16 protein-coding genes are annotated in these 24,168 nt (G+C 47.9%); 8 read left to right on the top strand and 8 right to left on the bottom strand.

The features are described 5' to 3' along the window. The first annotated feature begins 227 nt into the window (after positions 1 to 227). The 3 genes from QZW82_RS23215 to QZW82_RS23205 all read left to right on the top strand — a co-directional run bounded on the left by QZW82_RS23215 (position 228) and on the right by QZW82_RS23205 (position 5,804). On the top strand, positions 228 to 1,385 hold the full coding sequence (locus QZW82_RS23215) for a glycosyltransferase family 2 protein (RefSeq protein ID WP_293153495.1): 1,158 nt from the start codon (positions 228 to 230) through the stop codon (positions 1,383 to 1,385). A 10-nt stretch (positions 1,386 to 1,395) separates the two neighbouring features. Beyond that, positions 1,396 to 2,280: an ABC transporter permease gene (locus QZW82_RS23210; protein WP_293153492.1), complete on the top strand. Its 885-nt coding sequence runs from the start codon at positions 1,396 to 1,398 to the stop codon at positions 2,278 to 2,280. Between the two features lie 503 nt (positions 2,281 to 2,783). Next, positions 2,784 to 5,804, top strand: a complete 3,021-nt coding sequence (locus QZW82_RS23205) for a tetratricopeptide repeat protein (protein ID WP_293153489.1) — start codon at positions 2,784 to 2,786, stop codon at positions 5,802 to 5,804. On the opposite strand, the gene QZW82_RS23200 is transcribed toward QZW82_RS23205, so the two are convergent. Then, complete coding sequence (locus QZW82_RS23200) at positions 5,801 to 6,031, bottom strand: hypothetical protein (RefSeq protein ID WP_293153486.1); 231 nt, start codon at positions 6,029 to 6,031, stop codon at positions 5,801 to 5,803. The genes QZW82_RS23205 and QZW82_RS23200 overlap by 4 nt on opposite strands. An 800-nt stretch (positions 6,032 to 6,831) precedes the next feature. Here QZW82_RS23200 and QZW82_RS23195 point away from each other — a divergent pair. Next, positions 6,832 to 6,993: a hypothetical protein gene (locus tag QZW82_RS23195; RefSeq protein WP_293153483.1), complete on the top strand. Its 162-nt coding sequence runs from the start codon at positions 6,832 to 6,834 to the stop codon at positions 6,991 to 6,993. A gap of 5 nt (positions 6,994 to 6,998) precedes the next feature. Here QZW82_RS23195 and QZW82_RS23190 read toward each other — a convergent pair whose 3' ends face one another. Continuing rightward, positions 6,999 to 7,520, bottom strand: coding sequence for a hypothetical protein (locus tag QZW82_RS23190; protein ID WP_293153480.1), 522 nt, complete (start codon positions 7,518 to 7,520; stop codon positions 6,999 to 7,001). Positions 7,521 to 7,678: 158 nt separating this feature from the next. Here QZW82_RS23190 and rpoD point away from each other — a divergent pair, with 158 nt between their 5' ends. Continuing rightward, complete coding sequence (gene rpoD / locus QZW82_RS23185; RefSeq protein WP_293153477.1) at positions 7,679 to 8,848, top strand: RNA polymerase sigma factor RpoD; 1,170 nt, start codon at positions 7,679 to 7,681, stop codon at positions 8,846 to 8,848. A gap of 238 nt (positions 8,849 to 9,086) precedes the next feature. Here the strand turns inward: rpoD and QZW82_RS23180 are convergent, their stop codons facing one another. Both QZW82_RS23180 and QZW82_RS23175 read right to left on the bottom strand, forming a co-directional pair. Beyond that, positions 9,087 to 9,239 carry a chlorophyll A-B binding protein gene (locus QZW82_RS23180; protein WP_106150125.1) on the bottom strand — a complete coding sequence of 51 codons (153 nt, stop codon included), beginning with the start codon at positions 9,237 to 9,239 and terminating at the stop codon, positions 9,087 to 9,089. A 126-nt stretch (positions 9,240 to 9,365) separates the two neighbouring features. Then, a complete protein-coding gene (locus QZW82_RS23175) occupies positions 9,366 to 10,850 on the bottom strand; it encodes an ATP-binding cassette domain-containing protein (protein ID WP_293153470.1) in 1,485 nt (494 codons plus the stop codon). A 41-nt stretch (positions 10,851 to 10,891) separates the two neighbouring features. Between QZW82_RS23175 and QZW82_RS23170 the strand changes: the two genes are divergently transcribed. Continuing rightward, positions 10,892 to 11,080: a hypothetical protein gene (locus tag QZW82_RS23170; RefSeq protein WP_293153468.1), complete on the top strand. Its 189-nt coding sequence runs from the start codon at positions 10,892 to 10,894 to the stop codon at positions 11,078 to 11,080. A 440-nt stretch (positions 11,081 to 11,520) separates the two neighbouring features. On the opposite strand, the gene QZW82_RS23165 is transcribed toward QZW82_RS23170, so the two are convergent. Continuing rightward, positions 11,521 to 14,073: a DNA topoisomerase (ATP-hydrolyzing) gene (locus QZW82_RS23165; protein WP_293153465.1), complete on the bottom strand. Its 2,553-nt coding sequence runs from the start codon at positions 14,071 to 14,073 to the stop codon at positions 11,521 to 11,523. A 129-nt stretch (positions 14,074 to 14,202) separates the two neighbouring features. Between QZW82_RS23165 and QZW82_RS23160 the strand changes: the two genes are divergently transcribed. Beyond that, complete coding sequence (locus QZW82_RS23160; RefSeq protein ID WP_293153462.1) at positions 14,203 to 14,526, top strand: hypothetical protein; 324 nt, start codon at positions 14,203 to 14,205, stop codon at positions 14,524 to 14,526. A 135-nt stretch (positions 14,527 to 14,661) separates the two neighbouring features. Here the strand turns inward: QZW82_RS23160 and QZW82_RS23155 are convergent, their stop codons facing one another. Continuing rightward, positions 14,662 to 14,865 carry a hypothetical protein gene (locus tag QZW82_RS23155; protein ID WP_293147232.1) on the bottom strand — a complete coding sequence of 68 codons (204 nt, stop codon included), beginning with the start codon at positions 14,863 to 14,865 and terminating at the stop codon, positions 14,662 to 14,664. Between the two features lie 1,333 nt (positions 14,866 to 16,198). On the opposite strand from QZW82_RS23155, the gene QZW82_RS23150 reads away from it, so the two are divergent. Continuing rightward, positions 16,199 to 16,594 (top strand): response regulator, encoded by a 396-nt coding sequence (locus tag QZW82_RS23150; protein WP_293153459.1) that lies wholly within the window; start codon positions 16,199 to 16,201, stop codon positions 16,592 to 16,594. A 1,120-nt stretch (positions 16,595 to 17,714) separates the two neighbouring features. Here the strand turns inward: QZW82_RS23150 and QZW82_RS23145 are convergent. Both QZW82_RS23145 and QZW82_RS23140 read right to left on the bottom strand, forming a co-directional pair. Next, positions 17,715 to 21,854 (bottom strand): DNA-directed RNA polymerase subunit beta'', encoded by a 4,140-nt coding sequence (locus tag QZW82_RS23145; RefSeq protein ID WP_293153454.1) that lies wholly within the window; start codon positions 21,852 to 21,854, stop codon positions 17,715 to 17,717. A gap of 358 nt (positions 21,855 to 22,212) precedes the next feature. Continuing rightward, positions 22,213 to 24,087, bottom strand: a complete 1,875-nt coding sequence (locus tag QZW82_RS23140; protein WP_293153451.1) for a DNA-directed RNA polymerase subunit gamma — start codon at positions 24,085 to 24,087, stop codon at positions 22,213 to 22,215. Positions 24,088 to 24,168 lie beyond the last annotated feature (81 nt).

The following is a 24,168-nucleotide window of genomic DNA, read 5'->3' as shown; positions in this document are numbered from 1 at the left end:
GAACGCCTCGCTATGCGATTGTGTAACTTATTATTGTTTTAGCGTAGTTTGATAGTTTTATTTTTAACATCCTGATTACAGAATATCACAATCGCTTATCCCTGCTTACAAACTGAATGAAGTTTTATAATACCACATTTTCAAGAACACGGGGACTGAATTCCCCCTTAGAACTTCCCTAAGAAGGACTAAAGTCTCGCTCGTTTCCCGCATCCCGTATTAATTTTATGAGCATTAGCCCAGCACTCGGACAAAAACCATTTTTATCTTTTTGCGCGATCGTCAAAAATGAAAGCGAGAATTTACCGCGCTGTTTGGCCAGCGTTCAACCCTACGTTGATGAAATAATTGTAGTCGATACGGGTTCGGAAGACGGTACGCCGGAAATTGCCAGTCAGTACGGAGCAAAAGTGGGATATTTTGAGTGGTGCGACGATTTTGCGGCGGCGCGGAATTATGCTTTATCTTTAGTGACGGGTGAGTGGATTTTAGTGCTGGATGCAGATGAGGAGTTAGTTGTGCGATCGGCAGATTTTAGAGAAACCCTCAAATCCCACCCAGAAGCCCTGGCTTATTCAATAAGTAGAACAGAAGTCAAGCCACAAGCGGGAATGACTCCACTACACATGACTCGCTTGTTTCGCAATCTCCCAGAAATTAGATATTTCGGTCGTTTCCACGAGCAAATCCAGTATCAAAACCGAGGTTTTAGCGACAGTGAAGCCAGCAGTTTAGATAGTGTCAGAGTATTGCATCACGCCAACAGCCACCAACAAGTCGCCGCCAAAGTTGTCAACCGCAATATTCCCATCTTAGAACTGGCCCGACAAGAAGAAGGGCTTAGTCTCATGCTATTGTACTCCCTAGCTGGGATGTACGGCGCAGCGGGCGAGGACGAGAAAGCGCGAGACTGCTGGGAGGAAGCATTAGAAAGATTGTTTCCGCATTTGATAGACGGCAACCCTCCAGAAGAATTTGGTTTCATTCCCTCCTTAGTTTTTACTTTAGCAGGGCGATCGCTCCAAAATCGAGACTATGAAACAACGATGTTACTGTGTCAGCGAGGTCTGGAATGGTGTCCCAACTATCCTCCCCTAAATTATATAGCTGGCATGACATTAATAAATATAGGATTTCCGTTAGGTGCCGTTGCTTACTTTGAGAATTGCCTGAAACTGGGTAAAGATGGCAGCTACTATAAAGGAGAACCATTCGAGCCAAGTTTCACCACCACCGACCCGGCTTGCTGTTTGGGTCTAGCTTATATTAACCTGAAGCGTTGGTCGGATGCAGTATCGGCATTTGAACTAGCGCTGACTTTCGATGAAAACTGCACAGCAGCCCAGGAAAATTTAGCAAAAATCCGACAAAGCTTCAATCAGTAAACGGCTAAACATGACACTAAACAAAGTTCAATTACCGCGATTTCTCAACATTGCCTCACCGTCAAGCCTGTCAATGAAAATGATGTGGGCGGGTTTGGCAATAACTGCCTTATTTATCGTAGTAGCAACCTTGTCTCCCGCGATGCAAGCTTGGGGATGGCTGCAAAATCCTACCGATGCTTTGATTAACCCGATTCACGAACCCCCGTCGGCGAATTATTGGTTCGGTACCAGCCGCAGCGGCTACGATGTTTTTTCGCGCACGCTGTTTGCTTCGCGGGCGGCTTGGCAAGTCGTGATTTTAGCCACAGCGTTGAGTTTGTTTGTCGGCGTGCCGCTGGGTTTGGTTAGCGGTTATTTGGGTGGCAAGCTCGATCGCGTGCTGTTATTTTTAATGGATACAATTTATACGTTGCCGGGATTGCTGCTTTCCTTAACTTTAGCATTTGTCGTGGGAAAAGGAGTATTGAATGCTGCGATCGCCCTGAGCATTTCCTACATCCCTCAATACTACCGCGTCGTCAGAAATCACACCACTAGCGTCAAAAACGAATTATTTGTCGAAGCCGCCCGCGCAATGGGTGCTGACACTTGGACAGTGTTGTCGCGCTACTTGTTTCTCAACGTGATTCAGAGCGTACCGGTGCTGTTCGCGCTCAACGCCGCCGATGCAATTTTAACATTAGGAGGCTTAGGATTTCTCGGTTTGGGACTTCCCGAAGAAACTCCGGAATGGGGACACGATTTGCGTTTAGCTTTAGATGCGCTACCTACGGGCATTTGGTGGACGGCTTTGTTTCCCGGTTTGGCAATGACTTTAATGGTAGTTGGGCTATCTTTGGTGGGAGAAGGATTGAACGAATTTGTCAATCCCCGCCTGCGAAACCAACAGTAATAGGCAAGATTGGTTCGTAGTGAGGACTTCAGTCCGTTCTTTTCCCAACAGTAAAGCTCTAAAAAAGCTTCAAATCAAGGTTCGTAGTGAGGACTTTAGTCCTTTTCCTCCCTAACAGTAAAGCTCTAAAAAAGCTTTAGATTAAGGTTCGTAGTAAGGACTTCAGTCCGTTCTTTTCCCAACAGTAAAGCTCTAAAAAAGCTTCAAATCAAGGTTCGTAGTGAGGACTTTAGTCCTTTCCCCCCCAAAAAAAACCGTAAAGCCCTAAAAAGGTTCGTAGTGAGGACTTCAGTCCTTTCTTTCCCGAGGACTAAAGTCCTCACTACGAACCGTTTAAGAACAACTAGAACAAGCTTCGGATCAAGGTTCGTAGTAAGGACTTTAGTCCTTCCCCCCCCAAAAAACCGTAAAGCCCTAAAAAGGTTCGTAGTGAGGACTTCAGTCCTTTCCTTCCCGAGGACTAAAGTCCTCACTACGAACCGTTTAAGAACAAAACGCAAAAGATGGAATACCAAAGATTTATAGAACAAATATCTGACTTTTACAATAACTGGGGACAACCGCAAGCCGAACCAAAATCCAGCCAATTTCAGCAAATAATCAACTCTCTGCAAACCACAACGACAGTCAATGCAATGCAGTTGCTAAATTTTGCTGTCGAATGTATGTCTTCCGAAGAAATCTACTGCGAAATCGGCTGCTTTCAAGGCGGTAGCTTAATCGGTACACTGCTAAATCATTCACAAATAACCGCTTGTGCCGTTGATGACTTTTCTGAATTTGATACTTTTGGCGACAGCAGCGATAATTTAGGAGAAAACCTAGCCAACTTTAATTTATCAGAACAAGTTTTCTTTTGCAATCAAAATTTTGAGGAATTTTTCTGGGATTTGCGGGAAATGCAATCTGCCGATCGCATTGGTGTATTGTTTTATGATGCCGCTCACGATTATCGATCGCACTTACTGGCTTTACTTTTATCCAAACCGTTTTTAGCAGACTCGGCACTGATTGTTGTGAGCAATAGCAATTGGGAGACTCCGCGTCAAGCCAACTGGGATTTTATCGCCGCCCACCCTGAATGCCAACTGCTGCTGGATTTTTCTGCACCTGAATTTAGCAATGCTTGGAATGGCTTGCAAGTTTTTAGTTGGGATGTCGTCAATACATCCGGCAATTACGATTGGTCAACTTTTCAGCAATTGGGAAGTCGGGCTGCGATTCAATCAATTTACGATTTGCAGCAATCCGACCGGAAAAAAATCACCGAAAAGCTGTACAGTCAAGCTTTAAACCTGCACCAAGTCGGAAAATTTATAGCAGCAGAGGAGAAGTACAAGCAAGTTTTGCAGTACGATCCAAATCAAGTAGATGCTTGGCAAAATCTCGGTACACTTTATTATGCCACAGAGCGGTATCGAGAAGCGCAACAGGTGCTGACCGAGTGTTTGGCGCTGGATTCCTCCGTAGCTGGCGCTCATTACAGCTTGGGCTTGGTACTTGAAAAAACCGGGGATGTTATCGGTGCGGTGAGAGCTTATCGAGAAGCGATCGCCCTCGAACCCAACTACATTGATGCTTATAATAATTTAGGCAATATTTTAGGACAAATCGGCGATGTCGATCGAGCTGAGTCAATTTACCGTCAAGCGATCGCACTTAATCCAGCTCATTTTGGCAGCTACCTGAATCTCGGCAACTTGCTGCTGTCGCAAACAGAAGTCGAACGCGCGATCGATCTTTATGAAACTGCCCTCCAATTGCAGGCCGATGCTGCTGAAGTTGTCGCCAATCTCGACTTTGCCCGCCGTCTCAAAAATGACCAAATTCAAGCATACCTTTATTTTGGCAGCGATCGCTACGGGCGCGGCGAATATCAACAAGCCGTTATCCAGTACAGCAAATTTTTAGAAGTTCAAACAGGCGACATCCAATTATACTTGAATTTGGCTGAGTGTTACCAACACTTAGAGGAATATGCAGCCGCCATTCAAGTTTGCCGGGAGGCGATCGAGCTTTATCCAGCAGACGCCAGTCTTCACCGCAGTTTAGTCTTGGCATTGCTAGCATCCGGGAGAACTTCAGATGCGATCGCAATTGCGACCGATGCGTCGAGTTTATTTCCCGAAGAGGTTTTTTTTAATCCGGGACAGTATCTAATTTTGCCGGTGATTTATGAAAGTGTAGAGGAAATAGTTGTTTATCGCGATCGGTTCGAGACGGGAATCAAACTGTTAATTCAACAAACCAGCCTCGATACAGATGCAGGCAAACAAAAAGCCTTAACAATTATCAGTCAGCACACCAACTTCTTTCTAGCTTATCAAGGCTGCAACGACTTAGATATCCAGAAACAGTACGGGCAATTTGTTCGCAGAGTCATGGCGGCTAACTATCCGCAGTGGGCAAAGGATTTACCGCTACCTCCCCCCAGCCAAACCGGCAAAATTCGTATCGGCTACATCTCTGGCTGCTTGTGGGGACATACAGTCGGCAAATTAACCCTCGGCTGGCTGCAACACAGCAGCAGCGAATTTGAAGTATATTGCTATCAAATTACCGAGACGCAAGACCATTTTACTCAACAGTTCCGATTTTACAGCGATACTTTCCACTACATCCCCGGCAACTTAGAATTAATCTGCCAACAAATTATTGCTGACCAATTACACGTACTGGTTTTCCTCGATATTGGCTTGCAACCGCAAATGACTCAACTTGCAGCCTTGCGCCTTGCTCCCATTCAGTGTACATCCTGGGCGCATCCGGTGACTTCAGGATTGCCGACTGTCGATTATTTCCTTTCCAGCGACTTGATGGAACCGGAAAATGCAGTTTTACATTATTCAGAAAAATTAATTCGATTGCCGAATATTGGCATTTCTTACCGGCAGCCCGCGATTCCTAGCACAACAGCCACTCGTGGAAATGTTGGGCTGCCGGAGGAAGCTGTTGTTTATCTCTGCTGTCAAACTCTCTGCAAATACCTGCCGCAACACGACTATATTTTCGCAGAAATTGCCCGACAGGTTCCTCAAGCTCAGTTTGCCTTTATATCGCGTCCGAATGCTGATATTGGTAAACTGTTTCAGCAGCGCCTCCAGCGGACTTTTGCTAAGTACGGTTTGGATAGCGCTGATTTTTGCGCGATTTTACCTAAAATGGATGAGAAAGCTTATTGGAATCTTCAACTTTTGTCTGATGTTTTTCTCGACAGTTTCGGTTGGTCTGGAGGTCACACGACTTTGGAAGCGATCGCGTGCAATTTACCAATTGTCACTTGTCCGGGAGAATTTATGCGGGGCCGCCATTCCTCTGGGATTTTGGAAATGCTGGGAGTGACCGAAACAGTTGCTCAAACCGCAGCAGAATACGTAAAAATAGCTGTGAGGCTGGGATTAGAATCGGAATGGAGGCAGAGTATTGCCGATCGAATTTTGCAAAGACAAGGGCGTCTGTACGGCGATAAAACTTGCGTCGCAGCCCTGGAAGCTTTTTATTATCGTGCAGTTGAGTCAGTTTAATTATTCGATCGCGCTTGTCGGAGGTTTGGAGTCGCCAAGCGGTGATTGACTGCCCAACATCCGTGGCGATCGCGATCTGTTGCACAGTTGTTTTTAATAGGATAATGATGGCGGCAAATTTTTTGTCCTTGCCACCAACCTTTATACTTAAGCCTGAGTCTGGTTTTGTCGCTCCCTGTTTTCCCACATAAGACAACTGTTTTGTCAGATCCCAGCCTCGATCCCATGAATAATTTCCATGCCCAATCGCCAATCTTTCATCTAAAATAGTATGAGTTGGCTTTAAATACAGCAGGTCGTTGCGTAATATTACTTAGTATGGCGGAGAAAAGGTTCATCGCGTCTTTATATTGCAGCGGATATTTTTTAAGCAAGTATAAAGTTGCACTTCTTTGCAACAATCAGGTCAGACAATTTTCGATTTGAGATTTTCGATGGAATCAGCTATACCATAATGGTTGGGATCGCGGGTCTAACATCGCATTTTTTGAGGGAACAGGTGTCGGTTGAACGGCTAGCTGCTCTCAACAGAGAGCTTGGAGTTTCTCAAATCCATCGAGTACTGCCATGGAGGCGATCGCCGGTGAGGAAGATCTGCCTCGGCGAGATCGAGGTGAACTTAGTAATATTGGACTTAAGTTGTTTCTGGGATTAAAATGAATGTAGATATTAGCTAGAGAGACGAGCAATCCCCGAGCAGTTCGCAGCGTAACAATTACCGCAGGAGCGAACTCTTAGCAAACTTTCTCATTCTGGCTGTTATCTCTCAGGCAGCAAAGCTCACAGACAAGCTTAAATGAGAATGTGACGTTACGAACTTAATGTGATGTAATGTCAAAAGCAGCCCCAATTTTTCAAAATTGAGCTAACTTAACAAAGAAAGCCCCTGTTGCACTACTAAACCCGCAACGCTTCATTGGGGGCGATCGTCGGTCTCTCATCCAGAGTTGCCGGCTTACAACTAAAGCTCACAAGCTTTATTCAATCGCAGATTGCGTATGATTCAATTCAGGGAAACAGGGTAAAGATGGGTGCACCTACACGGATTGTATTGGTCTCAATTCCGGCAAATCAAAAATTGTCTGCTAACTCTCTAGCAGACTGCGCCGCAGCCGTTAACCCAGATATCCACACAAAACAGCGCCGTTCGATCGTGCCAAAGTTTTTGGGGGCCATTCTCAGAATTTAGCAGAGTCAGGCATTAGTCCGTATTGTCAAGCTAAGCTGACAGAGTTTTCCTAGTTCTTGACAAAAAACGGAAAACAACTTCCATTTTTTGTGAGAACGGCTACAATCATAAGGGTCTTTGCAAGATCCGATTCTCACAGTTTGGTGCTTCGACTCTCTGCTGTTACATTTGAGGCAGCAGACCCGCATCCAAGGTGGCGAAAATTTGCCGTGCAACTGTGATGTCTGACGACATCGTGAAAGCAGCAAGCAAATCAAAAGTTGGATACCCATAACAGAAAAGTTAGAGGGTTCCATGCCGGAAAACTTGTACGGGTAAAAGATCGAAGTACCGAGTAAAAAAGCCAGTATTTTTTGAGGTGCGATCGCATCTCCGGGTTTGCTTTTCTGGGTCAGGTATCGCAGACGATGCGTTAACTCGCACAAACAAGAAAAAGCCGCACGCTCAATCCGAGGTTGCGATGTTAAAGTCGGCGATCGAGTGAATGCGCTGGCTACTTCTTTCCCAGAACTGGAACTTTGACTCATAAACTTGGTGCAGTTTCGGTCACTGCTTCATTTAGCAGACCGAAAATCCCACGATTTCTTCCTGCGGGAATGTCAATACTGGCTAACTTGTCTAAACTACAAACAGACACTATTCCACTGTTATTTATTCTTTAATTCAGGAGCATGAGGAAGGCGGCATGATCCAGGCTAACACCGTACTCGAAACCAAAATTACACCCAAAATGGAAACTATCGAGTTGCTGAGGAACGCCGAAAGCGTTCTACCTGAGAGCGAGTTGGAACTCTTTATCGACGAAGAAGACGATCGAGAAGATTTTCTAGACAACCCGTCTGAGGAGGACGACACTAAAGCTGGCAAAGGCGCGAAAGCCCGCCGTCGGGCTCAGGCAAAGAAAAAGCATTATACAGAAGACTCTATTCGTCTCTACCTGCAAGAAATCGGTCGGATTCGACTGTTGCGAGCCGACGAAGAGATTGAACTCGCCCGCAAGATTGCAGATTTGCTGGAATTGGAGCGAGTTCGAGAACAATTGCTCGAAGAGTTAGACCGCGAGCCCAAAGACAACGAATGGGCTACTGCTGTAGAAATGGCACTACCTGCATTCCGTCACCGACTCCACGTCGGTAGGCGCGCCAAGGAGAAGATGGTGCAATCAAACCTGCGTTTGGTGGTGTCGATCGCCAAAAAGTACATGAATCGCGGTTTGTCTTTCCAAGATTTGATTCAAGAAGGCTCTTTGGGTCTAATCCGGGCTGCTGAAAAATTCGACCACGAAAAAGGCTACAAGTTTTCTACCTACGCAACTTGGTGGATACGTCAAGCCATCACCAGAGCAATCGCCGATCAATCCCGGACTATCCGCCTCCCGGTTCACCTTTACGAAACCATCTCGCGGATTAAGAAAACTACCAAGCTGCTTTCTCAGGAAATGGGCCGCAAGCCTACGGAAGAAGAAATCGCCACCAAGATGGAGATGACGATCGAGAAGTTGCGCTTTATTGCTAAATCCGCACAGTTGCCAATTTCTTTAGAAACTCCGATCGGCAAAGAGGAAGACTCGCGTCTGGGAGACTTTATTGAATCTGACGGGGAAACGCCAGAAGATCAAGTCTCGAAGAACTTGCTCAGGGAAGATTTGGAAAGCGTTTTGGATACTCTCAGCCCCCGAGAACGGGATGTACTGAGGCTGCGTTACGGCTTAGATGACGGACGGATGAAGACCTTGGAGGAAATTGGTCAAATCTTTAACGTCACTCGCGAGAGGATTCGCCAAATCGAGGCTAAAGCCCTGCGGAAATTGCGCCATCCCAACCGCAACAGCATCTTAAAAGAATATATCCGCTAGAGCATTTGTCTCGCATCACCCAAAAGAGTGATTTACTCTTTTGGGGTGGAACCCCCTACCCCAAAAAGAGCGATCGCTGTTAAACATTGTGCTGCTGAATGCAGGGCCGCAATTCGCTATTTGCTCCTGCTAAATTGTCCTGCAAAAATTGCCCTGCTAAAAACGCACCTGCAAAATTTTGGGAGTTCCCGAAGGAACTCCCAAGCTTTGCAGTGTCACAAAAGTCTTAACTAGAAAATTAGATCAGGCCCCAGAAGTGAAGCAGCCCTTGACCAGAAACCAATTCGATAATCACAGCGGCCGAGAAACCGATCATTGCTAAACGACCGTTCCAATTTTCAGCTCCCTCGCTGAAGCCCCAGTTCCAAGCGTTGCGTTTTTGTTCTTGCATAGTGCGAACTCCCTTCGTTAACTTTTGTAAGGCTTATGTTAATTAATATAACAGTTACTTGAAAAAAGTGCAAGTGTGCGATCTCTGATATCGGTCACAGCGGTCGATCGACCTATCTCTTGTTTCCTACCGAGGAAAAATCGCCAATTCGTTATCAGGATCGAATAAGTGAATTTTGTCATGGGCGATCGCCAACCAAAGCTCTTCGCCAACACGGATCGATCGATCGGGAGGCACCCGCACCTGCATCCGCACAGCCGGATCGTCAGTCAAACACACCCGCAAATAAGTTTCGTGTCCCAAAGCCTCCACAATTTCCACTTGTACAGACAGATTTTTGGTAGCAGGAGGGTTGATGCTGAGATGTTCCGGGCGAATGCCCAAAATCAGTCCTCGCCCGTCATATTTTTGTAGATTTTTCGCCCAAATATCTGGTAAAGTAAAGCGAAATTGCGGGTGAGAAATCAACAGCGGGGCGGTAAACTGCACGGGCAAAAAATTCATCGGCGGAGAACCAATAAACTCAGCCACAAATAGATTCGCCGGCTTGTTGTAAAGCTCCAGAGGCTTAGCGACTTGCTGAAGCTGGCCAGCATTCATAATAGCAATGCGATCGCCCATAGTCATCGCCTCAGTTTGGTCGTGAGTCACATAAATAGTAGTAGTGCCCAACTGCCGCTGTAACTGCACAATTTGCGATCGAGTTTCCGCCCTCAACTTCGCATCAAGATTCGATAGCGGTTCGTCCATCAAAAACACTTCAGGATTTCGAGCCATCGCCCTACCCAAAGCCACCCGCTGCTTTTGTCCTCCCGAAAGTTGTTTCGGAAAGCGATTTAAAAGCGGTTCTATTTGCAATAATTGAGCTACCTTCAGAACTCGTTCTCCTACCGCCTTTTCCCGTTCAGACAAATAGCGTAAACCCGGAGGAAGCTTGCGAGTTGCTCCCACTAAAAAGTCCTCCCCTAAAGTATATATTCGCTCCTTGTTTACAGTATTAGAAGTTAAATAATCGATCGCCTTTTTTATTTGATTTTTAATTTCTTTTGCCTTCTCACTGCTTGTTTTGTCTTGATCTTTCTCTTTCTCTTCTACTGAATACCCGCTAACTTCTAGCTGCTTCCTTTTAACATTTTCCTTTTTCCTTCTCTCTTTTACCTTGTTCGTTCTATCCGTTACATCCGTTAAATCCCGTACAGTGCTCGTTGCCGAACCTTCTTCCTTCTGTGAGCGGCGCAATCCAAAGGCGAGATTATCGTAGACTGTTAAGTGAGGATAGAGAGCATAATTTTGAAATACCATAGCGATATCTCGGTCTTTTGGAGGCAAATCGTTAACGAGCCGATCGCCAATCCAGATATTGCCGGCTGTCAAAACTTCCAAACCGGCGATCGATCGCAGCAAAGTGCTTTTTCCGCAGCCCGAAGGCCCCACCAACACCATGAATTCTCCGTCTAGGACGGTCAGGTTAATCCGCCGCAAAACAGTGTTAGCCGAAGAGCTAGGAGTCTCTGTTGAGACACTTTCTGCGACGTTGTTTGCTACTTTTTCCTGTTCTCCTTGGCGGAGGGGAAAACTTTTGTAGATATTTTCTAATACAACTTGCGCCATCAAACGATTTTAGATTTTAGATTGGGCATGGGGCATGGGGCATGGGGCATTGGGCATGGGGCATGGGGCGAAGCGAAGCGGAGGGATGGGGCATGGGGCATGGGGCATGGGGCATGGGGCATGGGGCATTGGGCGAAGCGAAGCGGAGGGATGGGGCATTGGGCATGGGGCGAAGCGAAGCGGAGGGATGGGGAATTGGGCATTGGGAATTGGGCATTGGGCATTTGTAATTTGTAATTTGTAATTTGTAATTTGTAATTTGTAATTTGTAATTTGTAATTGGGATATTCAATAGACCTCCTGCGAAAGTCCTCACCTAATCGACAGAACCGATAATTACCAGTATGTCTGGCCAATCTTTTATTATTAGTTAATAATGGCTGAAATGGCTACTGTTAAAGGATCGATAAAATACTTTCGCAGGAGGTCTAATGAAGGAGGAAGTTCCGCAATCAGCAGTGTACGGGATTTAATTGATTTAACGGATGGATGTTGAATTCAGAAGTCAGAAACAAGAAATCAGATTAATCCCCAATTCGCAATGCCCAATTCGCAATGCCCAATGCCCCATCCCTCCGCTTCGCTTCGCCCAATGACCTGTTTGGCTAATGCCCCATGCCCCATCCCTCCGCTTCGCTTCGCCCAATTCGCAATCCCCAATCCCCAATAACTATTGACTACTGATAACTTTGATAATTTTTTCACCAGGATTGAGGTCAAAAACCCGATCGCCCGGAGCATCCTTCCCCCAAAAAGCTATAGCATCAACAGTCGATCGCAGCAAGCGGCCAGCGGTAGTAAAAAGTTTAACATCCGTACCCGGAACAGCCCGCAGCAATCCAACCAAAGCATCTTTAGGCTCTGCAAAGCGAAAAGCCTGAGTGCCGATTTCGCCGCGGTTAGTCAGCCTGACAGAACCCGCAGGCATTCGTTTTGCCCAACCCAACTCCGAAAATAGCACCAGACTGTCCTCCCGGTCGATCGTAATACAACCCACCAACTGTTCCTGCTTCCGCAACCTGGTGACTTGAGAACCCTGGGCGGTGCGGCCCATGGGCGGCAGTTGTTCGTCATCAACATCAAATCGGAGGACTCGACCTCCCGAAGTTGCGACGACCACTTGGTCGCCAACTTTGCTGAGACTAGCATTACGCAGTCGATCGTCCTCCTTGAGTTTAACAACAGTCACACCGCGATTAGTCAGCTCAGCAAATTCCTGCATCGGCAAGCGCTTAATTTTGCCTTGTTGAGTCAGAGTTACTAAATCCGCAGCCTCCGAATTTTCCGGCAAAATAAAGTGTGCAACTGTGATTTCCGAGAAAGCACGACCTGCACTTTCTTTAGTAGCACTGGGCGACAACAAACTAACAATCGGCGTTCCCCGGTCTTTTTGGCTGCTACTAGGAATATCGGCGACTTTCAGCGGATAAGCTTTGCCGTTAGGAATTAAGACGACCAAAGTGCGATCGGTTTTTGTCAGGTTTGCCGTCACAATAAAATCTTCATTTTTTTCTAAAGCTGAAACCGATTTTTCGCGACTTTTCGAGCGCGGACGTTCCCCAGCCGACAAGCGTCTCACGTACTGCTTGTGCGAAAATTCAACAATAGTTTCCTCCGGCTCAATATCGGGCAATAGATTAGGAGAAATTATTGCCGGCAACAAAGGCTTCACACCAGCATTTTTCTTGCCAGCCGGTTGTGTCTCAGAAGTTCTCGCGCGTCCAATTCCATGAGCAAATTTAGTGCGGCGTTCGTCACCATGCTTGCGTTTTAGCGATCGCAATTCCTTCTTTAAAGCCTTCAAAAGTTCGCGCCTGTCGCTCAACAGCCGCTGCAATTCTTGAATATTCGCCGTCAACTCATCCAACTCTGACTGCAAATTTTCTCTTTCCAAACCAGTTAGCCGGCGCATCGGCATCGCCAAAATCGCATCAGATTGACTTTCGCTCAAATTGAGGCGAACTTGGAAAATTTGCTTAGCCGTAGAACCGTCAGGAGCATTTCTGAGAATGTCGATCGTAGTATCAAGATTTGTCAAAGCCAACATTAAGCCTTGGACAATGTGACAGCGACGTTCTGCCGCCTGCAACTCGTAATTGTAGCGGCGGGTGAGAGTCACCTCTCGGAAATCCAGAAATTCTTGCAACAATTGTCTGAGGGTCAACTGTCGGGGTTGACCGTTGACAATTGCCAGCAAAATCGCGCCAAAATTTGTTTGCAGGTCAGTTTGTTGGTAAAGACGAGCCAGCACCGCCTCTGGAGTAAATTCTCGTTTAAGTTCAATTACAACTCGAATGCCTTCGCGATCGCTCTCGTCACGCAAATCAGAAATACCGTCGAGGCGGCCGGCATTTACCAAGTCCGCCACCTTTTCAATCCAAGCCGCCTTATTTACCTGAAACGGAAACTCCGTCACGACGATCGCCGTTTTAGTTCGTACCTTGCGATTCCCAGGTACTTCTTCCACCCCAGCTATACCCCTGACCGCAATACTACCTCTACCCTTAGTGTAGGCGTCAACAATGCCCTCTGTAGAGACGATTTCCCCTCCGGTCGGAAAATCTGGGCCCGGAATCAGTTCGATCAACTTTTCATCCGAGATCTCCGGATTTTCAATCAAAGCAATTAAACCGTCTACCACCTCGCCCAAATTGTGCGGCGGGATATTAGTAGCCATCCCGACAGCAATGCCAGTACAGCCGTTGAGCAAAAGAAACGGCAACTGGGCAGGAAGCGCCGTCGGTTCCTGCTGGGAATTGTCAAAGTTACCAGTAAAATCAACAGTTGCATCGCCGACTTGGGTTAGCATGGCTTCGTGGGCGATCGATGCCAGTCTAGTTTCCGTGTAGCGCATCGCAGCAGCGGGGTCATTGTCCACCGAACCGAAATTGCCGTGACCCGCCAGCAAAGGATAGCGGCTCGAAAACTCCTGAGCCATGCGGACTAGAGCGTCGTAAACCGATTGGTCGCCGTGGGGGTGATATTTTCCCAAAACATCTCCAACTACCCGGGCGCACTTGCGGTAAGGTCGGTCTGGTGTCAAACCGAGTTCGTGCATCGCGTACAAAATTCGACGGTGCACAGGTTTTAAACCGTCGCGGACATCAGGCAAAGCTCGCCCGACGATCACACTCATGGCATATTCGAGGTACGATTGCTGCATCTCGGCGTGCAGAGGCGTAGAAATTACTTGCCCGGAAAGTAGGTTGAGTTGTTTAGCCATGAGTCCTTATGTCCGTTAATTCCTGAGTGAAGACAGCCCCTGTCAGTCCATAGATTTTAGATTTTAGATTGTAGACTTTAGATTTACTCCACAGATCAATCTCGGGGATTGAACTCTTAGTCTAAAATTTTGGGATCTCCACGACGATTGTGGGGACACGGTATCCGTTTGTGGGCGGGGTCGATCGCGATCGGGTTGCCTGTATCGAATGAAAAGCGTTTGCTGGTGCAGCGAACCAATAGTTCGACCAAACCGCCCAGCGGGAGGAGAAAAATAAATGTAACAGGTAAAAGCAGTGCCGAAGACTGGCAAGACTTGCCTCTTACTCTCCACTCTTACAGTGACGTACTCGACACTGATGCTATGCATACAGTGCGGGCTTCCCGTTTCATCCGCCGTTGCCTCTACTATCCGAAGATAGTGTTGGTCTTACACCGCGTCCAGAGGTTTTAGTCAATGAATCAATCAACACATTGCTACTGACTCTTTCGCTATCCCGTGATAGTGACCGGGCAGGCTCCCTGCGTCCCAAGGAGTTTAAGTTCTACTCGCACAATACACCATGGATTTACGGCAATTGCCAACCAGCTAGGCGTATTCCTTCCCCGAACTCTGGTCTTGCTGTGGCAAGCGTTTGACCGCTACTGTAGCCTGTCTGTTCGAGCAGTCGGGCGGGTCAACGACCATTGACAATATAGCGTGAAAACAATTCTCTGAGGGCATTTCAAGGTTTTCGACAATCCAGGAGGTTAACTGACTGTTTCCTCCATCTCCTGCGAGTCTGTTGGGCAACGCCCAATTCGTTCAGGGAGCGTCGTCAACAGCCCTGCTCTCATCCCGACGCTCATCTTTCAGATAGAGCGCGGGGCTTCCCGTGAGATAGCTAACGTCTATGTTGCCTACCTTTGCGCCTACCTGTCGATTTACCTCCGCCGCCGCGAGAAGGTTGATTCACAGTCATGCTTTTCCTTATAATCGCTCACAAAGGCCGATCGTTCAGAATTCAGCGGATTCAAAATCTATCCGGGCGAACTCTCAAGCCTCTGACACCAGCTCGATAGCGGTCAAAACTGAGAATGGCGAATCCCCAACCATCCCCGCTATATTGGGTACTCCGATCCGAATGCGAAGGCCCGAGTAGGTCAATCAACATTGCTTGACTCTAAGAGCAAGAAAGAAAATAATTGTCAAGGCTCCGAGACTCCCATAGCAGTTACAAAAAGTAATGGAACTGCCCTCAACCTCAGTCCACCTTCATACCCCTATCCGAGCGATCGTCCCCAGTCTAAAATCTAAAATCTAAAATGGTACAAGTTGGAGTCCTGACCACAAGAGAGGATAAGCAGTAGCAATCCCGAAATTGTCTGCGATATTCGGGGGAGAGAGGGAGATTCTCGGTCGTCGGGGAGAAAATGTAACCGTGAAGGGGAATAGAGAATTCAAATATACAATTTAAATCGACAACAGGTTACTAAAAACTTGCTACCGGGGGATCGTGAGACGAGCGCCAGTGTCAGGTCTAGTTCTAAAAAACAACTAAACACTCTATCTAAGGTAGACAATTATTTGAAATATTCTAGTAGACTGTGGTAGATTGTAGTAATATCAATAGGTTCACCCTATTTTAGGTTAAAGCATTTCCGCATCTAAGCGCGGATGTATTGTAGCAGACTGACTGAAGAATATACATCTAAAACCTGTTCAAAGTATGGACATAACCACAAAAAGTTAGAAGGTAACCAACAGTTTGCCCTTCTTGCGGTCATGGCATCGGGCGTGATATAAATGGCACTTTTAGCCTTTTGTTAAAGGCTGTGACAGATCCGCGAAACAAAGGCGTAAGATTGCATCTTACAAAATTGTGCCATACACAGTAAAGGTTGATTTTCAGCTTCTACCGGGTTAAATGTATCTGTCTGTAGTAGTAGTCTAAATGATGGTAATGGATGCTTCTCGGCATCTGTACACCCTCCCACGGTAGTCACTCAACGAATATATGCGGGTTTTTCAGGGTTCCCGGCTGATGGCGCTAAAAACTCTGCATTTTTGACGGGGAATCTAATCCCCGTGCCGTGTTCCTCTTTGGACTAATGTCGCAAAGTTTCCATACTTCCCATATTTATTTATGAAAACCGTTCTGATTGTAGAGGACGATTTGGTTAATGCTCGAGTTTTTTCCAAAATACTTACTAAGCGGGGGGGCTTAGCTGTCAAGCACACGGAAAATGTTGAAGAGGTGATGCAGATTGCTGCGGCCGGCCAAGCTGATTTGATTTTAATGGACGTGTCTCTTTCGCGCAGCGTGTACCAGGGAAAATCTGTTGACGGCATTAAGATTACTCAACTGCTGAAAGCTGACCCGCAAACCGCCTCGCTGCCGATTATATTGGTGACGGCTCACGCGATGGCCGGTGATAGAGAAACTTTTCTGGATCAAAGCGGTGCCGACGGTTACATCTCTAAACCCGTAGTAGACCATCAAGAGTTTGTCGATCGGATCAAGGCTTTGCTCCCTGAGTAAGCGAATCATATTTGAAGCAGGAAGTTCAGCAACGGATTCGTCGGCTGTCGGATGTAACAACTGTAACGGAGGGAAGCCACGAAGTTTGTAGTTTAATACGCTTGGGTTAGCGGTCTTTTACCGAAAACTTGGCTTCTTCAGCCCCGTCCTTCTAGGACGGCTTTTATTTGATCGACTTTTTAAGAAAAGTCTTGATATTTCTTAAAGACCTAGTGTTCAATCTAACCTACGAATTCGTGCTTAAACCCACATCAGAACAAATAGTTATTTTCGCAGACTGGCTTGAATAATGCGAGCGTGTTTATAATACCATTTTGACAAAAGATTGCGACACAATAAATGTTGTGTTTGGTCGATCGTACCATTGTGGTCAGGTGCGGCTCTGTCAAATTGTCGATATATAGCTACGAATTTTTCGTGGATCCACAGCCTACAACTAATGTTGTATTAATTTGTTAAATTGGTATTATAAGGGAGAAATAATTTTAATTTTAGGTTGATTCAAAAAATTAAAATTTTTAATTTTCAAGTTTTATTGAATTCTGATTTATGCCTGCGGCTGAATATCTTCTGCGTTCTTTTTTCGGGCGATTTGATGTGCCGATCGCACTTTCGGCTGTGAATTTTTAATTTTAAGTTTTGAAAGCAAAAATTTAAGATTTTTCAACCAACCCCAATACGGTTTACTTAACACTTTTTATGCCCCGGAGATCCCCCTCGCATCCCCCTGGTTGTAGGGGGACTTAAGAGCTTTCTTGTCCCACCCCCTACTCCCCTTGGGAAGGGGGGTTAGGCAGGGTGGTTTTATTGTCGTCAGACAAATTAGGTATGTAGTTGCGATCTTTGCGCTCTTTCTTAATCTTATAAAGAGCGCTCTTCGCGCAACTACGTACCTTGGCCGATCGCGCGAGCCGACCTTTGAGCGATACTTTTGGTAGTTTTATATCTCCTATCCTGACAATTAATCCACCCTGCTTGGGAAGGGGGGTTAGGGGGGATCTGCCTTATGTAAACCGTATTGCAACCAACGCTTGCGCCTGTTGGTTGGGAGTATCTCTCAAAAATTGCCGCGCAGTTCAGGATCGCTGGCTGCGCGGCAATCTATCTCAAAACACTCGTTTTAATCTTCGTCCTCGTCGAAGTCGTAACCGATATCATCATCATCATCGGCGATCGCACCTAAGGAATCATCATCAGTATCAGGGACAAAATCGTCCTCATCAACCTCAACTTCCTCAAAATCCTCATCGGATTCAATGTCAGAGGCGCGACCAACATCAAAAGGACTTTCGATCGTATACTTGCGACGGGCAGTACGATCGTCCACAACATCCTCCTGCAAATCCTGGATGTCGTCGTCAAACACGGCACCGTCAAAACCGGCATCCTGAACGCTGGCATCCTCATAGGCGTTGAACCCAGTGCCGGCAGGAATCAGGCGGCCGATAATCACGTTTTCCTTGAGGCCGCGCAGCCAGTCAGACTTGCCTTCGATCGCAGCTTCGGTAAGCACCCTTGTGGTTTCTTGGAAGGAAGCAGCGGAAATAAAGCTGTCGGTATTCAGCGAAGCTTTGGTAATCCCCAACAGTACGGGAGTGTAATCTGCTGGCGCTCCGCCGGTAATCGACATCGCTTCGTTCACCTGTTCGACTTGGCGCAGTTCGACTAACTCGCCCGGGAGCATGGTGGTGTCGCCGCCATCCTCCATCCGCACTTTGTTGGTCATCTGGCGGACGATGACTTCGATGTGTTTGTCGGAAATATCCACGCCTTGAGACTGGTAAACCGATTGCACTTCGTTGACGAGGAAAGTCTGCACCTGCTGGAAACTCTCCAAAGCAGCCTCGAAGGTAGGCTGGCGCTCTTTGAGTACCTGGAAAAATACTTCCAGAATTTCGTGGGGGTTCGCGGGGCCGTCGGTTAAGGCTTCGGCGACGCCAACGCGCTGTCCGTCAGTGACGATCGGGTTTTGGCCGGGTAATAAAGGATATTGCTCGATCCGGCCGTCATCTTCTACTACTGCCAGTTCGATCATATCGTCGTCGTTAACTACCTGAGCCGTCCCTGGGCGCTTGGCTAAAATGCAAGCTTCCTTCGGTTTCCGGCCTTCGAGCAATTCCTCAATCCGGGGTAAACCTTGAATGATGTCCCCAGTTTTGGCTCGCTCGAACACCAGGATGACTAAGTTGTCTCCCCGTTGCACCAAGTCGCCGTCGTCTACGTGGAGCACCGCACCCCCGGAAACCCGGTAAGGACGGGCTACTCGCAAAACTATTTTGGCTTGTTCTCCGCTATCGGAGGCTGGTATAACTTTCACGACTTGGCCGGACTCTTCCAGAATGACTCCCGGCGCTACTTCGGTACCGGCTACGAGTAATTGACCGGGGCTAACTTCCGGCGTACCCGCTACTGAAACTGTCACAGAATCGGCATCCCGCATGACTAACAACCGGCGGATGGGTTCGCCCTGCCCTTCGCGGATGCCCCGGACGATCCCCGCTTCTTTGCAGAGAATCTCGGTGCGGGCGACTACTGCGCTGGGGGCGATCGACTGTCCGTCCTCTACCAGCAGCCTGGTGTGGGTGCTGCCTTGGGTCGGATCGGCCGATACGTCCCGCCGAATTACCAGCGATTCCAAAATTACCAACTGCAAGCGGAAAATCCGAGAAGGCGCTGCGACTTCTTCGCCTTCAACCAGAACCATTTCTTGCGACGCCACCGCCGCTTCGTCGCCACCCCAAGCCGGGCCGGAACCGTCGGCACCAAAAGCCAAAGCGTCCCCCTCATCGGGCAAAAGTTCGATATCCGCAGCCAGTTGCGGCGCCCCGGAACCGATTTCTAAGATGAGCTGAGTCCGCAGCAGTTCGAGTCCTTCGACTGATTTGACGCGCTCTCCGTCTTTGTAGGGGAGGCGCTGGACTGCTTTGAGGGCGATCGACTCGTTGAGCGCTGTTTGAGAAGGTATGGGTGGTTTGTCGGGTACGGGGAACTCGACGACGGGGCGCAGCAGCAATGCCGGGCCTTCGGGGGTTTCGATGTATTCCGCATAGCCGAGTTCTTCGGCAACCAAGCCGGGGAAGATTTCTTGACCCGCACTGACTATTTGACCTTCGCCCAAAGTGAGCGGCGGGCGATCGACCGAGTGCAGCGTCCCGGGCTTGATCACAATTTCCCGGAGGATGTCGTTTTTCTGGGTAACTTCTACCGCACCGCTGGTTTGGCAGAAAATATCTTTGACAACTTCGGTACCGGCTTCGACGTACTGGCCGTCTTCTACCAACAGCAGGGAGATGTCTTTGTTGACTTCGTGGCATTCTTCGGGAATCCACAGGAGGGTGCCGCCCTTGACAACTTCGTAGCCGAGTTTGGCTTTGCCGCGCTTGTGAACTTCGACGCCGGCGTATTTGACGATGCCTCCGGTGGCGGTGCGGTAGCTGTCGTCGAGCAGTTCTGCCACGACTTCGCCGTTGATGACTTTGCTTCCTGGTGCTGTTTTCAGCGAAAACCGTTGGTTGGAAGCAGTTTCGATGATGTAGTGGTCGCGGCCGCCGGCGCTTTCTGCCCGAACTATGGCTTGATCTAGCAGCACTTGCGCGGTGATGATTTCGATTTCTCGCTCGTCGGCGATGCGGACTACGCCACCGTGTTCGGAGATCAGTTTGGTTTCGGCGATGACGCTGTTGGCTGCGATGCGATCGCCATTTTTGACCGCAGGTTCGGCACCCGGGAGCAAGTTGTAGACTTCGCCCGAAAGAATCCAAATCAGCCCGCCCCTGCTGGCGGTGCGGGTGGTATTGCCTTGACGGTCGGTTTTTTCTTCCGGTACCAAGTCGGCAAACTTAGCTTCGCCGGCCAAGTCGGATGCTACGTCCGTTGTGACTTTTTCGGTGGTTTTGCGGGCGGCGCGTCCGACGATCGGCACTTCTGCCAAAACTTGACCGGGGATGGCGCGCTGTCCGTCTTTGACCATCAGAGTCGAACCTTGGACGATCGCGAATTCTACTTTCAGTTTCTGATTTTTGGCGCCGGATTTGCCTTCTTCGTAGCCGTCGCCCTCGAATACAAGTTTGCCGTTGTTTTCGGCGACGAGGGCTTCTTCACCGTGTCTGGTACGGAAGGCGCGGGTGCGTAAGTTCTTGAACTTGGCGGTACCGGGAAATGGTGCCCGTTCTTGTTTTGCAACTTCTCCAGTAAATACGCCGCCCGTGTGGAAGGTACGCATCGTGAGTTGGGTTCCCGGTTCCCCGATCGACTGAGCGGCAATAATCCCGATCGCTTCTCCCATATCCACCATTTGCAAGTGGGCGAGACTCCAACCGTAGCAGCACTGGCAAACCGAACGGGTAGCTTCGCAAGTTAAGGGCGATCGTAAATAAACTTCCGGCACTCCCGACTTACCAATTTCCCCTGCCAGCTCCTCAGTAATCGGCTGGTTGCGGACAGCTCTTTCCTTCTCAAAAGTCACGATTTGTTTGGTTTTGGGATCGACCACATCTCGGGCCAACACCCGCCCCAGCAGCCGATCTTTCAGGGGAATCAGCACAGTAGCACCGTCAGTCATCGGCCGCACGCGAATTCCCCGTTGGGTGCCGCAGTCTACTTCCCGCACGATGACATCTTGGGATACATCCACTAACCGGCGAGTCAGGTAGCCCGAGTCGGCGGTGCGGAGGGCGGTATCTACTAAGCCTTTGCGGGCTCCATAGGATGAAATGATGTACTCGGTAACGGTGAGTCCTTCCCGGAAGTTGGTTTTAATTGGCAAGTCGATGATTTCGCCTTGGGGGTCTGCCATCAATCCACGCATTCCGACGAGTTGCCGCACTTGGGAGATGTTCCCCCGGGCGCCGGAGAATGCCATCATGTACACCGAGTTCAACGGGTCGGTGGCGCGGAAGTTTTTGACTACTTCGTCTTTGAGGTCTTCCGAGGTGCTGTTCCAAGTGTCGATTACTTTTTGGAAGCGTTCGACTTCGGTGATTTCGCCTCTGGTATATTTCTGTTCGGTAATCCGGATTTCTTCTTCGGCTGCTTCGAGCAGTTGTCGTTTGATTGGCGGTACTTGGAGGTCGTCTACGCTAATCGAAACTCCCGCTCTGGTCGCAAACCGAAAACCCAAGTCTTTGAGTTTGTCGGCCATTTGCGCCGTGCGGGCTGTTCCATAGTTCATGAATGACCAAGAGATTAATTTTTTGAGCTGACCTTTGTCAACAACTCGATTGCGAAAAACAATTTCCTTATTTTCCTTATTTTCTGTCATTTTTCTGCTGTTAGTAATTTAGTCATTGGTCATTAGTCATTAGTCATTAGTCATTGGTCATTGGTCATTGGTCATTGGCAATTAATAGAATTTCAGCAGCCTAACATCGATATTTAGGGTGCGCTTTGTGTACCTTGCCGCTAAATCGCACCTCATTTTTTCGTCTTTAGGACTTACCAATTACAATTACCAATCACCAATCACCAATTAAGTAAGTAGGCACTAATAAAACAAAGTGTGTTAAGTAATTTGACAATTACTGAGATTTTTTCGTAGTGAGGGCTTTAGTCCTTTTTGACAGGGCTAAAGCCCTCACTACAAACCTTGAATTATTTACACCGACTTACTTACCATCTTTCTAATTGTTAATTACCGATTCGATCGTTTGGTGATAAATAATCCTGCCCGGAGTAGTCCGAATAAACTGATTGATCCTCTTACCCTCTGCATCTTCCCGAACGCGACGGAACTTGTATTCTTTCGTCACAGTACCGTCAGTCGATCGATCCACCTTCAGCGGTTCACCTTCGGGTTCTGTGTTTTCGATCGCGCCTTGAAACCTCACCCACACGTAGGAGTGCAAGTCCACGATGCCTTGTTCGTAAGCGACAACCGCATCATTAAGATTAGAGAAGTAGTGACCTGCTCCTTTTTGACCGTTAGGATTGTCGGCTGTCAAGTAATAGCAACCGAGCACCATATCTTGAGAAGGAGTGACGATCGGTCTTCCGGTTGCCGGCGACATAATGTTGTTAGAAGCCAGCATCAGCAAGCGCGCTTCAGCCTGAGATTCCAGAGACAAAGGCACGTGTACCGCCATTTGGTCGCCATCAAAGTCAGCGTTAAAAGCCGGACAGACTAGCGGGTGAAGCTGAATCGCCCTCCCGTCCACCAAAATCGGCTCAAAAGCTTGAATCCCCAAACGGTGCAGCGTCGGGGCCCGGTTCAGCATGACGGGGTGTCCTTCAATCACTTCTTGCAGCACGTCCCAAACGCTAGGATCGTTGCGTTGAATCAATTTTTTGGCTGCTTTGATGTTGTTGACCAATCCTTGACGGATCAGGCGGTGGATGACAAAGGGCTGGAAAAGCTCGATCGCCATTTCCCTCGGCAAACCGCACTGATGAATCTTCAGTTTCGGCCCCACCACAATTACCGAACGTCCAGAATAGTCAACCCGTTTACCGAGCAAGTTTTGCCGGAAACGACCTTGTTTCCCTTCAATAATGTCCGAAAGCGACTTCAGCGGACGGTTGTTTGCGCCCACCACAGTCCGGCCCCGGCGGCCGTTATCAATTAGCGCATCCACAGCTTCTTGTAACATCCGCTTTTCGTTGCGAATGATAATTTCCGGCGCCAAAATTTCTTGCAATCTGGCTAAGCGATTGTTGCGGTTAATAACTCTCCGATAAAGGTCATTCAGGTCACTCGTTGCAAAACGTCCACCATCTAGCTGTACCATCGGCCGCAAGTCTGGGGGAATCACCGGAATCACATTGAGTACCATCCAATCGGGATGAGAACCCGTAGCGATAAAGTTGTCAATTACCCGCAAACGTTTAATTAACTTCGCGCGTTTTTGACCTTTAGCATTAGCAATATCTTCCCGCAGCTTTTCCGCTTCGCTCTCTAGCGGAATATTTTGCAGCAAAACTTGCAAAGCTTCCGCACCAATGCCTACTTCTACGCCTGTCAGCGTGGAATCTTCGCTGTAAAGTTCATCTTCTATTTCCAGCCAAGCATCTTCGGTAAGCAATTGCTTATATTGGAGCTTTTCCGCATTACCAGCATTCAGCACAACATAGGCATTGAAATAGACAATTTGTTCGACATCTCGCAGCGGCATATCTAACAGAATTGCCATGTAACTGGGGATGCCTTTGAGATACCAAACGTGAGCTACTGGAGCTGCTAATTTGATAAATCCCATGCGGTGGCGGCGGACGCGAGATTCAGTAACTTCAACACCGCATCTCTCGCAAACAATGCCTCTATGACGAACTCTTTTGTACTTGCCACAATGACATTCCCAATCTTTTGCAGGCCCAAAAATGCGCTCGCAAAACAACCCGTCCATTTCCGGTTTTAATGTACGGTAATTAATTGTTTCTGGTTTGATGATTTCGCCAACCATCTGACCATTGGGTAAAGTTCTCTCTCCCCATTGTCGAATTCTTTCAGGTGAAGCTAACCCAATCTTTACGTAATCAAATCGTTGTTCTATCTTAGCCATTCTTGACTCCAATCGATGGATTTACTTGAAATTATTTGCTGTAATTTATCTGTTTTGATTGATTGTTTGTTTGTTTGGCAA

Origin of the sequence: Microcoleus sp. bin48.metabat.b7b8b9.023, assembly GCF_013299185.1 — a bacterium.
In the GTDB taxonomy this organism is placed as follows: domain Bacteria; phylum Cyanobacteriota; class Cyanobacteriia; order Cyanobacteriales; family Microcoleaceae; genus Microcoleus.
Note: the sequence above shows the minus strand (reverse complement) of the source record. Positions and strands in the feature narration are given on the sequence as shown.

Coding starts and splice junctions, on each gene's coding strand:
- QZW82_RS23215 (WP_293153495.1), top strand. CDS start 228: ATGAGCATTAGCCCAGCACTCGGACAAAAACCATTTTTATCTTTTTGC.
- QZW82_RS23210 (WP_293153492.1), top strand. CDS start 1,396: ATGACACTAAACAAAGTTCAATTACCGCGATTTCTCAACATTGCCTCA.
- QZW82_RS23205 (WP_293153489.1), top strand. CDS start 2,784: ATGGAATACCAAAGATTTATAGAACAAATATCTGACTTTTACAATAAC.
- QZW82_RS23200 (WP_293153486.1), bottom strand. CDS start 6,031: ATGGGATCGAGGCTGGGATCTGACAAAACAGTTGTCTTATGTGGGAAA.
- QZW82_RS23195 (WP_293153483.1), top strand. CDS start 6,832: ATGGGTGCACCTACACGGATTGTATTGGTCTCAATTCCGGCAAATCAA.
- QZW82_RS23190 (WP_293153480.1), bottom strand. CDS start 7,520: ATGAGTCAAAGTTCCAGTTCTGGGAAAGAAGTAGCCAGCGCATTCACT.
- rpoD (WP_293153477.1), top strand. CDS start 7,679: ATGATCCAGGCTAACACCGTACTCGAAACCAAAATTACACCCAAAATG.
- QZW82_RS23180 (WP_106150125.1), bottom strand. CDS start 9,239: ATGCAAGAACAAAAACGCAACGCTTGGAACTGGGGCTTCAGCGAGGGA.
- QZW82_RS23175 (WP_293153470.1), bottom strand. CDS start 10,850: ATGGCGCAAGTTGTATTAGAAAATATCTACAAAAGTTTTCCCCTCCGC.
- QZW82_RS23170 (WP_293153468.1), top strand. CDS start 10,892: ATGGGGCATTGGGCATGGGGCATGGGGCGAAGCGAAGCGGAGGGATGG.
- QZW82_RS23165 (WP_293153465.1), bottom strand. CDS start 14,073: ATGGCTAAACAACTCAACCTACTTTCCGGGCAAGTAATTTCTACGCCT.
- QZW82_RS23150 (WP_293153459.1), top strand. CDS start 16,199: ATGAAAACCGTTCTGATTGTAGAGGACGATTTGGTTAATGCTCGAGTT.
- QZW82_RS23145 (WP_293153454.1), bottom strand. CDS start 21,854: ATGACAGAAAATAAGGAAAATAAGGAAATTGTTTTTCGCAATCGAGTT.
- QZW82_RS23140 (WP_293153451.1), bottom strand. CDS start 24,087: ATGGCTAAGATAGAACAACGATTTGATTACGTAAAGATTGGGTTAGCT.